General features: G+C 70.7%; 2 protein-coding genes. Both read right to left on the reverse strand.

Annotated features, from left to right (window positions below; translation table 11 throughout):
* Nucleotides 1–7: 7 nt before the first annotated feature.
* Nucleotides 8–16,081 carry a hypothetical protein gene (locus AB0L95_RS16575; RefSeq protein ID WP_365162367.1) on the reverse strand — a complete coding sequence of 5,358 codons (16,074 nt, stop codon included), beginning with the start codon at nt 16,079–16,081 and terminating at the stop codon, nt 8–10.
* Nucleotides 16,078–16,443, reverse strand: a complete 366-nt coding sequence (locus AB0L95_RS16580; RefSeq protein WP_365162369.1) for a hypothetical protein — start codon at nt 16,441–16,443, stop codon at nt 16,078–16,080. The genes AB0L95_RS16575 and AB0L95_RS16580 overlap by 4 nt, the downstream gene beginning before the upstream one ends.
* Nucleotides 16,444–16,446: the final 3 nt, after the last annotated feature.

The following is a 16,446-nucleotide window of genomic DNA, read 5'->3' on the forward strand; positions in this document are numbered from 1 at the left end:
CGACTCGTCACTCCTGGGCGGCTTGGGGCCGGGGCAGGTCGATCAGGATGAGCGCGCGATGTCGTGCGGTAGTCGGATCCACGTCCGACGCGCTGTCGCCGGCCGGCACATTGCCGGCGGACCGCGTCGTGATCTCGATGTCCTCGGGGTCCATCACGGTCTCCGCGTCGGCCTGCAGACGGGCGAGATGGACTGCCAGCGCCGAGCGGAACAGGCCGGCCACGCCGTCCGCGCGCGCCTGTCCGCGCCGTAGCGCCTCGCCGAAGTGCGGGAGCCCGCCCCGCATCCCGTTGGCGTGCCCGACCACCTCGACGCGGGGCGGCGGGAAGCCCGCCCTGACGTTCGCCAGGGAGGCCCACGCCACCTCGGCGGCCAGCCGGTGCACCGTCTCCCGCTGCGGCCCCGTCAGCTCGGCCGACCCGTCCTCGAACTCGAACCCTGCGATGGTCAACCGCTCGCTGCGGTAGGACGGTTGCGACACGCTCTCATGTGGCACGCTCTCATGTGGTGCGGCCCCATGGGGCGCGGCCTCATGGGCTGCGGCCTGCGGTTGTGGCTGTGCCGTGTGCTGCTGCTCCTGCGGGGACCGGGGTGCCCGGGGCAGCACGTCCGTGTCGGCCAACCCCCTGCGGGAGCGGGTCGGCGGGGCCGTGGGGGCGTCGCCCTGCCGGGGATCGTGCACTGTCACCGTCGTCCGGCGCCCGTGCTCGGGGTCGCCGGACGGAGGGGTGCGCTCGGTGGTGACCGTGACCGGGAAGTCGGCCGCGGTCAGATGCGGCTGCGCCGAACCGTGCTGGTAGTTGATGAGGTGGCGGTCCAGCCGGTCCCGGAGTTCCCGGTGGACGGCGTCGGCCCTGCCCTGGGCGCCGTCGGGGAAGACCCAGGCCAGCGTGGGACGGCGGTTGTTGCTGCGCCCGGTCACGGTGATCCGGGGCAACGGCAGCCCGTTGTGGTGGTTCCACAGCCCGGCGCGCACCGCATGCTCGGCCACATAGGTCAGCTTGCGGGCCTCGACCTTGCTGATCTGCTGGGAGCCCTGGTCGAACCCGATGTCCACGTGCGGGAGCCGGTGACCGTGCACGATCACGGACGTCAGCGGGTTGGCCTTCTTCGAGGGAGCGGAGCTGAGTAGGTCCGCGCTCACCTCGTGCATGGTCTCGCCGGGGCGCTGGGAGTACATCCGGAAGTGCCACAGATCGCTGCCCTTGGGAAGGTCCGCCGCCTGCTTCATGCGCGCCGCGGCGACCTTGACCGTGCGCTCGTACTCCGCCATCGCGGTCGCTTCCTGCGGGCTCCCCGGAGTCGTCGTACCGACCGTCCGTCGCGCGTCCGCGGCCTTGGTGAGCGCGTCGACCAGGTCCAGATGGCGGCCCAGTTTCTTGAGCGTGGCCCCGTCGGCACCGCCCGCCCGCTGACGGTCCAGCTCGTCGCTGATGGCGGCGTGCAGCCTCCGGAAGCCGTTCGGCGAGGTACTGGTGAGGTTCTCCGCCACGACCGATCGCATGGCGTAGGCGATCCGGGCGCGCCGGGCCAAGTTTTCCAGCGTGATCTGGTGCTTGCCGTCCTCGCTGGAGAGCACGACGGCGGCGAAGTGGTAGCCGAAGTAGCGTTTGTCCGGCGCGCTCGGCTTGGCGTAGTTGTGCGCCAGGCTCGGGAAGCCGTTCTCGTCCAGCGCGTTGATCGAGTGCACGAGGTAGGTCTCGCCGACCTCCGCCCAGGCGTGCTCGTTGATGCCGATCCAGCGCGCCGCATCGGAGAGCACGTCGCGCCGCGGGTTGTCCAGCGGGTCGTAGCTCAGCGCGCTGCCGTAGGACTTGCCCGGTGCGGGGCCGTCGCTCTCGGCGATGAGCCGGTCGTCCCGCAGCACCTGGCGCGCGGCCCACGACGGATCCACGGGCCCGGTCGGTTCCCGGCCGTCGGCCACCTGGCTGAGCGCCTCCGCGAGGTAGTGGATGCCGGTGACCTCGGTGCGTCCCAGAGCGTTGATCGGGGCCTTGACCGCACCGGTGCCGTCAGGATCCCGGAAGACGACGTGCGACGCGGGCACGCCGCCCGACACCATCTGGGCGAAGTCACGGCAGACCTCCTCCTCCGACTTGCCGGAGCGGGTGAGGAACTGCGGGGTGACACGCACCAGTTCGCGGTGGCCGCCCTTGCCGTCGGCGACGTGCAGTGTGAGGCCGTCCGCCTTCAGCCTCACCAGGCTGCCCGCGAGCGACAACTGGCGGTTGGCCGCCTCGACGGCCTTGGCGGTGGCGAAGACCTGCTGACCGTAGCCGTACTGGCGGTGGGCCAGCGACAGGTCCCCCGAGACATGCAACGGCGGGTGCTCGTCGACCAGTGTCTGCCTCATGACCTCCGCGGGCACCCTCAACAGCGGGACGTTGTCGGAGCTTGTCCGACGGTAGTCGAGAGCCGCGTGGTAGATGCCGCTCGGTTCTTCGAACAGCACAGTATCGGGGGTGGTTGCGATCACCTGGTAGTCGGTGGTCGTCAGCGGGCGGGCCCGCAGGCGGTCCACCAGGTCCACCGGGGACAGCGCCGACTCGTCGGCGTCCCGCGGCGGGTGCAGGTAGCTCGCGTAGCCGGAGCCGCCGGGATCGTGGGCCGGTGCGACGGGGCTGTGGTCCGCCGCTACGGCGCTGCGGTCCGGTGCCACGACGTCATGGTCCGTCGTGGCGGAGTCGTGGCCGAGACCGAGGCCGTCGAACAGGTCCAGCAGGCCGCGCTCGGCGCCCAGGTGCCGCGCCCAGGTGCCGCTGCCCCCGTGCAGGTCGAGGTGTTCGGTTCCGGTCTGCCAGTCGATCGGGGTGCGCACATGGGAGTCGGTCGACCACACCGCCGTCCCGGCCCGGCTCGCGATGAGCTGAGCGAGCCCGTGGTCCTGCCCCTGGGACACGACCAGCAGGATGTCCTGGCCCTCGCCGCGCAGCGGGTCACGGGCGACGAGGGCGGCGAACTCCTCCGGGTCGGTCACGTGGATTGCGCGGCCACCCGCCATCAGGACGATATGGTCCGGGGTCCCCTGTGCGGTGACCACATACGGGTCGTGCCAGGGTGCCGGATGCTCCGTCGGCTGCCCGTCCGGGCCGGTCACCGTGTACTTCGTCAGATCGGGCAGGTCCACCCTCGAACCCGTCCAGTAGCGCCCGGTCGCGTGTCCCGACCCGTCGAAGAGCGCGGTGTGGTCGTCCAGCGCGCCGCGCCCTGTCACCAGGAAGTGCGCGGCGAGCGCGGAGGCGTCCGTGACCGACTCGGGTCCGGTCTGCGCGGTGAGGGAGAGCAGGTACCGGTAGTCGTCCTCGGTCGGCGCGGAGTCGAGATGGAGCACCTGCCGGGCCAGCGCCTCCAGGTGCGGGCGGTTGGCGGTGTCCGGCGTCGCACGGGGCAGATCCATCGCCCGCAGCGTGAGCAGGGCGCCGCGGGCGCTCGCGTACGCCTCCTGGTCGAGTGAGTCGCCGTAGAGGCGGTCCAGCCACTCGTACTCGCGCGCCCGTTCCTCCGAGTACTCCTCCAGGACCCGTGACCAGTCCTGTTCCTCGTCCCGGTACGTCTGGGGAGCGTCGTGCTCGTTCCCTGGCATGTGCGGGTCGTGGACCGCGGTGTCGTTCTGCGGGGTCGCGCCGCGGTTCGGGTCGGTCACCGGGTCGACCCAGGCATGGCGCCGGGTCACGGGCGGGGCGGCCGAGCGGGCGTCGTGCCAGCGGGGATCCTGCGACAGCGGGGGGTGGTCCGCGTCCCGGCGGACCTCCGGCCCGGAAACCCCGTCGGGGGAGCCCGACGTCCTCCGCGGCTCCTGGGCCTCGGGGTGCCCCACACCGTGGTCCGTGGCGGACTCCGGTACGTCCCCGACGAGGGCACCGAACAGCTGGAGGTGACGGCCGCGCAACCCGCCCTGGGCGAGACCGTACGGCGCCGGCTGGTGGAAGTCGCCCAGCAGGCTGCCCGGCACCTGCGCGCGGCCGGGTCCCTCGTCGTCCTTGCGGTACTCGTCACGAAGACCGAGCTGGTGGCCCAGCTCATGGGCGTACGCGACGGGATCCGCGTCCGGCCACCAGGTGCGCTGGTCCATGGGGCGATCGCGGTCGGCGACGTCGACGACAAGGTGGGGATCGGCGTCCTCGGCCACGCGTTCCACCGTCACGTGCAGCACACTGCCGTCGGGGAGGCGGCGCTCCGGGCGGTTGTAGTACTCCTCGGCGCCCTGTTGCAGCCGCTGCCACGGGGTCTCGGTGTCGTGCCCCGAGCCGCTCCGGAAGGCGACGCGCACGGTCAGGTCGGTGACGGTGGTGTCGCCGACGCGGAAGGTGCGCGCGTCGAAGGCGGACCGCACCACGAAGCGGGGTGCGTGGTTGAGGGCGCGACGGGGGGCGACGGTGGCGGGGGTATGGCGGTTTTCGTGCGTCCGCGGGTTGTCGTCGTGGGTGTGCCGGTTGTCGCCTTGAGCCTGCCGGCTGTCGTCGTGTGTCTGGCGGGGCGGCGTGTTGTCGGTGGCCGGGCCGTGTGCGGCGCTCGTGGCCGGAGCGGACTGGGGTGCCCTCGGCGCCTTGGGGGCGACCTCCTCGGTCACGGTGGGCGGGTGCTGCGGCGGCGCCTGGCTGGCGTCGTAGTGGTTGCGCCCGTCGTAGTACACGTCGGTCGAACGGCCGGTGTCCTCCGGTCCGACCGTCCGCAGATGCGCCGTGCCGCCGCCGGTCGACTGGAACGTACGCAGCTGGACGCCGAGGGTGTGGGCGACCAGGGCGGGGAACATCTCGCCCTCGTTGGTGTTCCAGGCGTCGTTGCCCGGCACCCAGTTCTCCAGGGCCCTGACGAGTGCGCGGTGCTCCGCCTGTGTCAACGGCCGGTGCAGCGCCGAGTCGACGACGGCGCCGACCAGGCGGTCATGGCTGTCGATGTAGTCCAGGGTCAGGGGACCGAGCCGCCCGGTGACGTAGGCGAACTGGGCGCGCGGTGCCAGGGCGGTGTTCCCCAGGGTCCAGTTGCCCTGGTGGTCCGTCGTCTCCGGCACCTCGTTGGCGGCGCGCTCGGCCGCTTCCTGCGCGGAGAGGTGGTGTGGTGCGCCCATCAGCTCCTGGGTCCGCGCGTCCACGTAGAGACTGCGCAGAGCCTCCGGGCGGAGCCAGTCCGGCGTCATGACGTGGTCGACGCCGTTGGCGTCCAGCCGCGTGTGGAGCGCGTCGAAGTTCTCGGTCTGCACGTGCTGCCGGAGCTGGTTCTCCTGGCTGCGGCGGTACAACTCGGTGACGTCGAACGGAAGGTCCTCCGGCCGCGTCGTCCGTACGTTGCGCAGCACCATCTGGCGGAGGGCCTCCGCGGCGCGGCCCAGGGCGCTGTCGGAGCGGACGGGGCCTTGCTGGATGCGGATCTGCCGCAGGACCGCTTCGTGCTGGGTGTGGGCGTTCCCCGGGGAGCCCTCGTGCAGGGCGGCGGGCCAGTGCGCGGGCGGGGTGCTCGCGACCACGGAGTACAGCAGACACCGGCCGTCGCCCGGCACTTGGACGCGGGGCGTCGGCTGTTGGACGACCGTGGTCTCCGCCGCATCGTGCTTCGTCTGCTGGACGTCGGCGGTGACGTGGTGCGTGGTCGTGGATGTGGATGTGGATGTGGATGTGGATGTGGATGTCGATGTGGTCGCGTCGTGCGTGGCGACCGGAGCGGGGGCTTCCGGAGCCTTCACCAGAGGCTTGACGGTTTCCGACGTCTCCTCGGAGGGCTTGACCGCCTTGTGCGTCTTTTCCGGTTGTTTGATGTCCTCCGGGGTCTTCGCCGGTGATTCGACGTCGTGCGGAGCCTTGGCCTGCTGCTTGGTGTCTTCCGGAGCCTTGGCCTGCTGCTTGTCGTTCTCGGGGGCCTTGACCTGCTGCTTGGTGTCCTCCGCGTCCTTCACCTGCTGTGTGGTGTCGTCCGCGGACTTCGCCGGGTCGGGTGTCGTCGGGGTGTGGTCGGTGGCCGTGGACGGTGTGGTGGTTTCCTCGGTCTTCTTGGCCGTCCAGTAGTAGACGTGGCCGTCCGTCTGCGCGGTGTTCCCGTACGTGCCGTTCTCGTCGTACTTCTGTGTGGTCAGGCGCACGGGCTGCCGCATCAGTACCTGCGGGCCCTTCAGGGTGGCCTTGCCGGGCTCGGCGGCCTCCTTGCCGTGCGGCAGGGCGGGCGGTGTGAGGGTGCGGGTCGGGACGCCGGGCTTGCGGGTCACCGGCGAGCTGCTCTCGAACGTCTGGTCGCGGTCCACCTTCAAGGCGCTGTTCGGGAGGGGGACGACGACGGCCGGGTTCTTGGTGATCACAGGAATGGCCAGGGGCGTCAGGTTCGCGTTGAGGCCGTTGCTCGCGGTCGCGGACGACTCGTGCTCGGTGGAGACGGTGATCTCGTCGTTGCCGCTGTCCCGCGTGGAGATCTCCTGTGCCTCCCCGGTGGGGTGCAGATGGACTTCCAGGCCGGTCTTGCCGTCGACGCCGAGCGGGACCGTGCGGTAGCCGTTCCCGGGATCCATGAGGTGGTGGAAGACCGTGGGCAGGGTTGCCGAAGAGAGCGCCTGGCGCAGCGACACCTGCTGCTCCAGCGGCAGGCGTTGCTCCCTGACCAGCGGGTTGTCGGTCCCGCCCAGCCGGGGGTCGGAGATGAAGGAGCTGACCAGCTTGTGTGCGGCGTAAGGGGTCATGGCTCCGACCCAGCGGCCGACCGTCGAGGCGGCCGAGCCCAGTCCCCAGGAGATGGCCGAGCCCGCCTTGCCCAGTGTGCTGTCGGACCAGGGGCGGGGCGCGGTGAGCACCGTCTGCGCGTGGTCGAGCAACGCGTCGGGGTTGTCGAAGCCCACGAGGTCGTGGGCGGAGTCCAGCGACGCCTGCCAGCGGTCCCGGTCGGCCTGGGAACCAGTGACGGGCTGCATCTCGATGGTGTTGCCGCCGTCGTGGACCTGGTGCGGCTGCGGCGGCTGCTGGGACGCCTGCTGCTGGCGTGCGGCGGCCTGTTCGGCGGTTTCGGTGAGCGACTTGGGTACATATACGTGGACCGGCCAGGACGGGTCGACGGGCCGGGGTTTGGCGAGGTTGACGAAGCGTCCGTACTCGGTGCGCTGGGTGACGGTGACCTCGAAGCGCATACGGTTGGAGAACTTCGCCGTGTCGCCGAACTCCGACGTCTTGTGCACCACCGTGGTGGTGACACCGCTGTCGGCACTCTTGGTCCGGCTGCCCTCGCCGCCGCCGGACGGGGCCCAAGCGATGCTGCCCAGGCCGGACTTCTTCTCCTCGGCCCTGACCTCGGCCGGGTCCTGGCCCGGCTTGGGCTTGACCACCGGGGCGTAGGACAGACGGAAGTTGCCGTCGGCGCCCTGCGACCAGTTGTGCCCCGCGCCGCCCTTGACGGTCTGCGCGATGCTGACCTTGCGGGTGGTGTCCCCGGTGGAGTGGTCGCCGTCGTCGGTCCACTTGTCCCGCGGGATGCCCCGCACCAGCACCTCGGTGATCACACGCTGGGTGCGGGACTCGTGGACGTGGTAGTCGAGGATGCCCCGGCCGACCAGGTCCTCGTAGTTGGCCGACAGGTTCTCCGGCGAGAACGTCCCGGCGAACGGCAGCGCCGTCTCCGGCACGTCGGCGGGCGTGTCCAGCTTGCGGATCTGCCGATCGATCTCGCCCAGGATCTCGTCGGACCTCGGGATGTCGGCGGTGGCGCCGCCCAGCAGCCCGGAGGTCAGCAGCGGCGCCTGACGTGTGCCGGAGGGGGCCGGGGCGGTGGTGTTGCTGGTCCCGTCGGCGCCGAGCTTGCGGACGTCGTCGTCGGACAGCAGCACCACCACCCGGTGCATGCTGGTGCCCGGGTATCCGAGGGTGACGTTGCCCTTCGCGTCGGTGATGCGGCCCTGGACGGTGATGTCCGCGTCCGCCTCGTAGACGTGCCAGGTGCCCTTGTACTCCGCCTTCCGCGACGTGGTCATCTTCTGCTTGACGTTTTCGCTGCTGTTGTAGTCGGCGCCGCCGTTGCCCTTGAAACCGCCGCGCACCTGAAGGGACGCGTCGGGGCAGTTCTTGGATGGGAAACGTCCGGCGTCGAAGCCGAGTCCGGCGTTGAAGGCCCGGGAGGTCTTGTCCGCCACGGCGGTGGACCCGCTGGACTTGGTCTCGATCTCCAGCTTGCCTTCGCCGGGCAGCGTCTCGTGGAACCGGAAGTTGCTCAGACGCGTCCGCGTCGACAGCCCGACGGTGTCACGGTTGCGGCCCGAACCGACCTGCTCGTCACCGCTGTTGGCCCACCCGCCGTGCGACGCGGCGACCAGGGACCGCAGATGGTCCTCATCGGTCATCCCGTCCAGCGCCTCCTTCAGGTCAGGGCTCGACGCCTCACTCTTCTTCTCGAAGGCGCTGGTCAGCGACCGCTTCGCCTGGTCTCGGAAGTCGTCGGAGCCGGTGACGTGGCGGATCGCGTGGCGCTGCGGCAGCACATCCAGCTTGGGGATGGCCGGCGGCGTGGTGTCGGTGGTCTCCGGTTTCCGCGCGACCTCGACCGTGAGGCGGCCGTCCGGCTTCACCTGCTGGATGTGCTGCATCTGCGGCGAGGGCGCGTCGGTGGACAGATGTGTGGTGGGCTGTTTCGGGTCCTCGACGCCGACCATGACGTGGTACGTGACCGGGTGGGCGTAGACGTCGGTGTCCGCCTCCAGAGAGAACTGCCGCTTGACCTCGGTCTCGGTACCGATGGTCAGCCCGTGCGAGGGGTTGTGGGCGGTCACGTCGAGGCTGCCGATGCCGAAGCCGCGGGTCACGTCCGGGTGGTCCAGTGAACTGCGTACGTTGCCCGCCGGGTTGACGACGTGCTTGGCGCTGCGCGTGACGGATTTGTCGGCCCCGGTCGTCCGGGTGGTCACGTCCTTCGTCGTCAACTTGCCCGAGCGCACGTAATCGCCCTTGGACGGCTCGGCCTTGATCAGGATCTCGTGGGTCCTGCCGTCGACCAGCGGCAGATGAGAGCCCTTCAGTGTGATCCGGTAGGTGCCGTCGAGCAGCTTCGGAGCGGCGTCGCGCAGCCGTGAGGGGGCGAGCTGCCGGCGCAGCGAACGCAGGTTCTCCCAGGCCTCGGGGGTCATCCGGAGACGGTTCGCGGCGCCCGTACCGTCGTGTGCCGTGGTGGTGCTGGGGTGGATCGCCTCGGGCGGCGGCAGCACACCGGGCGAGCTCTTCCCCATCTCGCGCACGATGTGGGCCTCCAGCTCCGACGAACCGGGGAAGTCCAGGAACGTCATGCGCTGGGCCGTGACCGGGCCGGTGAGCCGGCCGGCGTCGAGCGGTGGATGGTCGCCGGTCGTGGCGGGCGCGGTCCCGTCGTGCGGGACGGCGCGCAGCACCTCGCCGTTCTGCGGGTCGATGGTGATGGCGAGGTGGTCGGCGGCGCCCGTCGGACGCTGCTCGGAGGGTGGCGGGGTGTGGTCCCCGATGTTCGTGGTGCTGGTGCCGTGCAGGCCGTCGAGCTCGGGCTGCAACTGGTGCCGTATCAGCTGGACATGGAGGCGCACATGGGTCGCGACCAGGTCGGCCTTGCCGGAGTGCTCATGGCTGGACTCGGTGCCGATGGCGTTCTTGCCCTTGGCGCCGTGGGTGAGGTTGCTGGAACCCGTGTAGCCGGCGGTGCCGGTCAGCCAGGTCGACTCGGAGCTGTCCTTCGCCTTCCATACCTGGCCGCTGGCGTCGGCGCTGGGCCCCAGCGACCAGGAGCTGTTCTCCGTACGGTTCTGGCCGTGCTCGTCGGACGACTTGGACCCCAGAGTGGCCTTGTCGTCCACGGTGTGCAGGGCCTGGGAGCCGTCCGGCTCCACCGTCAGATGCAGATGGGCCTTGCTGCCGTCGCTGAGCGTCAGCGGCTTCGACAGCAGACCCCAACCCGAGGCGTGCTCGAACTCGTTGATGACGTTGGACGGCTCGAAGAAGTCCTCGATGTCCCGGTGCGCGGTGCCGTCCGGGCGCGCCTCACGCGGCAGCGCCTCGTAGACCGCGTTCCGTGCCGTGTCGAGTCCGGTGATCGACACCGGGTGGCCGGAGGCGGGCCCGGGCGCCCGGGAGGCCGGTGCGGCGGGGGTGTCCGGCCGGTCCGTGCGGGCGGGGTCCCAGCCCTGCCAGGCGCGCGGCCGGCCGTCGGCCAGGCCCTCCGGCCGGGGCACGTTGGCGCGAACCGTGCCGGTGAGGGGGGCGTGGGGGCCCTTGGCACCGAGCTGGGTGCCCTGATGGTCTGTGACCTTCACCTGGTAGGTGAAGTCGGAGGTGTAGCTGTCGGTCTTGCCGGTGAAGGCGATCTGGTTCGCCGTCTGGGACGACGACTTGACCGTGGTCTCACGGCCGTGGGTGGCGCCGCCCAGTTTTCCGGAGGGGGTGACGAGGACCGACAGCTCGCTGTTGACCGGACGGACGATGGTCGGCCCGAACTCCAGTCCCGCCTCGGAGGAGGTCATCTCCGTCTTGCGCGGGTCGGATTCGCGCGTCGACTCCGACGGTACGCCGAAGCCGTCACCGTCGTTGTCCTTGGCGGCATCGGTCGTGGCATCGAGACGCCAGGGGGAGGCGGCGGCCCTCACCTCGACCTCGTAGGGCCTGCCGTCCACGTGCACGGTGAAGCGCCAGCCGCCGTTGACCATCACCCCGTGCTGCTTGCGGAAGTTGGCGGGATCGAAGGCGGCGTCCAGGCGCCGCACGACAGAGGTGTCCTTGCCGTGGCCGCCGAGCAGCGTCTCGATACGCGTGCGCACGCCGTCCGGACCCGGGGCCTCGGTGATCTTCTTGCCGGCGAGGGACTCCGTGTGCCGTCCGGCGAGGACCGGGGCGGGATCCTTCTGTGGGGGCGCGGGCGGCTTCTCCTGCTGCTCGTCGCCGGGGGTGCTGTCGCCCTTGGCGGGGGTGTGATCCTCGGCGGGTGTGTGGTCCTTCGTGGGTGTGTGGTCTTTGGCGGACGTGTGTTCCTCGCCGGAGGTGTGGTCCTTGGCCGACGTGTGGTCCTCGGCCGGGGTGTGGTTCTTCTCCGGCTCGGACTTGGGGGCTTCCTCGGCGGGGTCCTCGGTCTCGTCCAGGGCGTGCGCCTTGGACGGCTCCTGTTCGAGGGGCTGCTGCGGCTTCTCCCGGGGCTCTTGCCCGGTTTCGGTGCGCTCAGCCGGTTCGTTCGACGTGTCCCGGCGCGTGGACTCGTCGCCCTCCTTCGCCTCCTGGCGTCGGTCGGACGACTCATGGTCCCCGTGGTCCTGGTGACCCTGGTCCCCGTCCCTGCGCTCGTCCCCCCGGTCCTGGTGGTCCTCGTGATCCTTGGGGTCCTGCTGGTCCCGCCCGCCGCCGGACTGCTTGTCCGTGCCGCCGTCCGACGGGGTCTCGTCCTGATGCGACTCCTCCGGACGCCGGATCCAGGTGAGTTCGGCGTGCTCGTTCCCGGGGCTGAAGCGCAGCAGTGGTTCGCCGTCGGGGCCCTCGTGGGAGCCGACGATCTTGTCGAAGACGGACTTGCTGAAGGCGGAGGGCGGGTTCCAGAACATATGGGCGCCGTGCATGACGGCGATGTCCTTGGCCTGCATCTCCTTGATCAGCGCGTCGTGCTGGGGATGCGGAATCCGCGTGCCGCCCGGGGTGGAGATGTCGAACAGGTCGTGGTCGCCGGTGATGGGGCGCTGGGTACCGCCCTCGTCGATGCCGTACACCACGCCGTCCTTGACGGCGAACTTGTTGTCCGCCTCGTACGCCCTCATCTTGGCTGCGAGTTCGCGGTACTCGGTGGAGCGCTGGTTGTAGCGGGAGACGACCTTGTCCCAGTCGCCGTGGGGGACGGTGGCCTGGTCGGGTGTCTTGGGCTTGAAGTAGCCGACGAGTCCGATGTTCTTGGGGTCGGCGCCGAGGTGGACGTCGGCGTCGTTGATGGTCTTGGCCTTGATGGCCTGCGGTTTGGCCATGGCTCCGGCGTCGAGCCATTTGGGTGCGGTGGGGTTGGTCGGACGGACGTCGATGACCAGGCCCTTGTCCCGCGCGATCTCGCGGAAGCCCTTGAAGTTCTTCTCCGGGATCCCGTAGTCCTGGCGCGCGGTGTACGAGTTGACCTGACCGGTCTTGAGCGGTTCGGTCCAGGTGAGTTCGGCGTGCTCGTTCTCGGGGCTGAAGCGCAGCAGTGGTTCGCCGTCGGGGCCCTCGTGGGAGCCGACGATCTTGTCGAAGACGGACTTGCTGAAGGCGGAGGGCGGGTTCCAGAACATATGGGCGCCGTGCATGACGGCGATGTCCTTGGCCTGCATCTCCTTGATCAGCGCGTCGTGCTGGGGATGCGGAATCCGCGTGCCGCCCGGGGTGGAGATGTCGAACAGGTCGTGGTCGCCGGTGATGGGGCGCTGGGTACCGCCCTCGTCGATGCCGTACACCACGCCGTCCTTGACGGCGAACTTGTTGTCCGCCTCGTACGCCCTCATCTTGGCTGCGAGTTCGCGGTACTCGGTGGAGCGCTGGTTGTAGCGGGAGACGACCTTGTCCCAGTCGCCGTGGGGGACGGTGGCCTGGTCGGGTGTCTTGGGCTTGAAGTAGCCGACGAGTCCGATGTTCTTGGGGTCGGCGCCGAGGTGGACGTCGGCGTCGTTGATGGTCTTGGCCTTGATGGCCTGCGGTTTGGCCATGGCTCCGGCGTCGAGCCATTTGGGTGCGGTGGGGTTGGTCGGACGGACGTCGATGACCAGGCCCTTGTCCCGCGCGATCTCGCGGAAGCCCTTGAAGTTCTTCTCCGGCATGCCGTAGGTCTGACGCGCCGTGTGCGCGTCGACCTCGCCCGGCTTCGGCGCATGGGACGGCGCCTGGTCGTCGTGCGGCGTCACGTGGTCCTCGTGCGAGGTGGCCCGGTCCTCGTGCGGTGTGCTCGGCGGTTCGTGCTGCCGTGTGGGGTCGGAGACCGGGTCCACCCAGGTGTGCTGCAGTGGGACCGCGGGCTCCTGGTCACGCGAGTGCTGCCAGGCGGGGTCGTCCGCCGGGTCGTCATGCTGCTGGTGCTGTCCGTGGCCCTGGTCGTCGGACACCAGCGGAGGCAGGTGCTGGGTGCCGTCGTGCGCGCCGGTGTCATCGGCGGAGGGGCCGGGGAGCTTCGGCGCGACCTGGTCCGAGGGGCCCTGGTCGCCGGACAGATGCGGCCGGCCGGTGTCCAGAGCGCCGTTGGGCATCAGGGATTCAACCATCTCGTTCACCGAGCGGCCGCCTTGGACCAGGCTGTACATGTCGTCCGGCACGATCGGCCGGTAGCCCTGCTCCGCGGAGTACTCGTTGAGCCTGCTGTCGAGCAGGTCCGGGTCGTCGGAGCGCGGTGCCTCCTCGACCGAGTCGACCTTGCTCTGCCACTCCTCCTTGGGGCCGGTGAGGTTGGTCAGACGGTAGGAGCCGCCCTGCGCGTGCGCGTGGAACGCCTCGTAGCGCTGGTTGGTGGTGCGCGTCTCGACATGGGCGCGGAAGTCGGCGAGGTGCTGTCCGGCGCGATCCCAGTCACCGGACGCGGCGGCTTCCTGGACGGCGCGGTTGTACGCGTCGCGGTCGTCCTTGGGCATCCCGGCGGCGCGTGCGGCGCGGTCGAGATCGGCGGTGCGCCGCCTGATCCCGGCGTCGGGCGAGACTGGCCGGGTCGTCGGCGGGGACGGGGCCTGGTGCAGCGGGTCCGGGTCGTGCGTGGGTACGACAAGGGTGTCGAGCCGACGCAGCTGCTCGTCCGTGGTATTTGGGGAGTGGTCGCCGGGGGTGCTGTCCTGGTGGTCCTGCGGGTGCGGCGGCGTACCGGGCTCGTGCTGCGGGACGTCCGGCAGCGCGGGCGGGTGTCCCTCGCCGGTGGACTGCCGCACCGGAGGCGTCGACGGCTGGTACTGCGGGGTGGTCGTCCCGTTCTCGGTGTCCGGGCGCGGACGGGGCGCCCGGGGCGCGACCTCGTCCTGGCCCTCGCGCGTGCCGTGGTTCGTGGCGAGGGAGTGGCTGGTGCCGTCGCTGGTGGCGGGCGACGGACGCGGCGGTGCGGACTCCGTCCCGGGACGGGGGGCGGACGGCGACTCCACGCTCACAGTCGGGCGCGGGGCACCCCCGGACTCGGTGGACGGACGGTTCGTCCCGGTCTGCGGGGCCTGCGGCTGGTTGGTGCCGGTGGTCGGAGTCTGCGACTGGTTGACCACGGGGGCCGGAGACTGCGACTGGTCGACCACGGGGGCCGGAGTCTGCTGACGATCCGTCACGACCGCCGGGCCCTGGTGTCCTTCGGTCACGGGGTCGGGCGTCGGCGTGCGGTGTGTCGCGTTGCCCGGGGCCAGGAGCTCGTGCCGGCCGGCGCCCGGCTCCTGCGGGCGGTTCGGCTCGGAGGTGTGCGGGATCTGCGGCTGGTTCGTCGCGGTGGAGGACGGGTCGCGGGAGGTGGTGGGCGGCGTGGCGCGGAAGGTGTCAGCGGGGCCGGTTCCCTCCGCGGTCGTGCCCGGGTGCTGGGCGGGCGCGCTCGGGTGCTGCGTGAGCGTGTTCGCGTTTTGTGCGGGCGTGTTCTCGTGCGGTACGGGCGTCACGGTGACGGGCCGGCCGCCGTGGACGGGTGCGGGAGCCCCCTCGCCGGGCGCCGTGACGGTGTGGTCGGCACCGCCGTGGCCGTTGAGCGTGGTCTCGAAGCCGGGCAGCCCGCCGGAGTGCCCTGTCTGCTTCGGGACGCCCGAGGACGTGTGCGGTGCGGGCGCGGACTCGGTGGGGGTGTGCGGCGTCGAGATGATCTCCCCGCTGCCGCCGGTGACGGGACCCTCGGACTCGGTGGCGGGGATGCGCGGGGTGGTGTCGCGCGTCCCGCGCGTGGCGCCGTCCGTCGTGCCGGGGCCCTTCGACTCGGTCGTCGGCCGAGTGGTCCGGCGTTCGGTCGTCCCGCCGCGGTTGCCGCCGGTGGTGTCGGTCGTGCTGTCGGTCGTGACGGTGGTCCCGCGCGGCGAGCCGTTGCTCCCGGACCTGCCCCGGCCCGAACCGGCCCTGGTGTCCCCGCGGGCTCCTCCGGTACGCGTACCGCCCGTACCCGTACCGCCCGTACCCGTGTCGACGATGCCCGTGCCACCGGTGTCGGCTCCTCGCGTACCGCCCGTGCCCGGACTGTGGGGGCCGTCGGCACTCAGGCCCTGGTCGAGGCCGGTCGTGCCGAGACCGTCGCCCTTGCCCAGGCCGCCGGTGTCGAAGTTCTCCGCCCCCGGGAACCCGGAGCCGCCCTCGAAGGGGATCTTCGGGAGGTGGATGTCGGGCGTGGACGGCAGATGGATGTCGAGGGTGTGGATCTCGTTGTGCTCGCCGCCGCCGAACCTTCGACGGCCTCCGCCGCCGCCCATCGCGCCGATGATGCCCGAGGTCACGGCGGCGTCCATGTCGTTCTCGCCGCCGAAGATCTGTTCCATCACCTCGGTGGTGACGATGCTGGAGGCGCCGCCGATGAGGCCCTTGCCGATCAGCGAGGCCGCGAACTTCGGTGCGAACGCCGAGCCGGCACCGGAGAAGACGCCGCCGATCGCACCGCCGATCGCGCCGCCCTCCACGGCCTGCAGGGTGGCGGCGGTGTCCCACTTGGTGCGGTCGCCCTTGAGGAACTGGATCCCCTGGATCACCGCGTCCATGCCGACCATGAACCCGACACCGGTGGCGGTCGAGATCAGCAGCCGCCTCAGCAGCATCTTGACGATCGCCCGCACACCGGTGACCAGGGCCGGGATCATCTCGGGCGCCCAGAAGGCGAGTTCGGCGATCTCGACCGCCAGCCAGATCAGCTGCGCCAGGATCATGTACTTCGCATACTCAACCTGCAGCCCGGTGTTCTTGCCCAGCTGGCCCAGCTGACCGGCCGCCTCGGCCATGTCGGGGAGATTGGACTTCAGCTGCCGCGTGAAGCTGGAGAACTCGTCGCCGACCTTTCCGCCGATGCTGTGCAGCACACCACTGGTCATGGGGTCGATCTCGCGACTCATGGCGGTCAGCTGCCGGGCAGCGTCCTCCCACGCCTCACCGAGGCTGCGCAGCTTGTCCTCGTCGCCCTTGGGCCAGTCCTGGCCGACGGCCAGCTTGGCGACCCAGTCGAGTTCCGGGGGCAGGTTGATGCTCATGACTTGGTGTTCTTCACCCTGGGCTCGGCAGGGTGGACCTCGGAGGTGCCCAGTCGCTTGGTCGCCTCGATGTTCTGGTCCTCCATGCGTTCGAAGTTGACGGCCATCGTCCGGATGCCGTCGTGCATGCTGTCGACCAGTTGGCCCATCAGCTCGGTGCTGTCGATGATCTGCTTCCTGGGCGTGGCGTACTGCTCGTAGAACTGCCGTCCGATGGCGTCGTCGCCCCAGCACTCGCCCAGCTCGCCGAGCCTGCCTTCCAGGCTCTTGCCGATGTCACGGAACCGCGCCGCCAGCTGCTGCACATACGGCAGCTGCCGGCGCAGCCCGTCGGTGTCGACGTAGAACTCGCCGTCAGCCATGTG

Source organism: Streptomyces sp. NPDC052036, from assembly GCF_040680495.1.
Classification (GTDB): Bacteria; Actinomycetota; Actinomycetes; order Streptomycetales; family Streptomycetaceae; genus Streptomyces.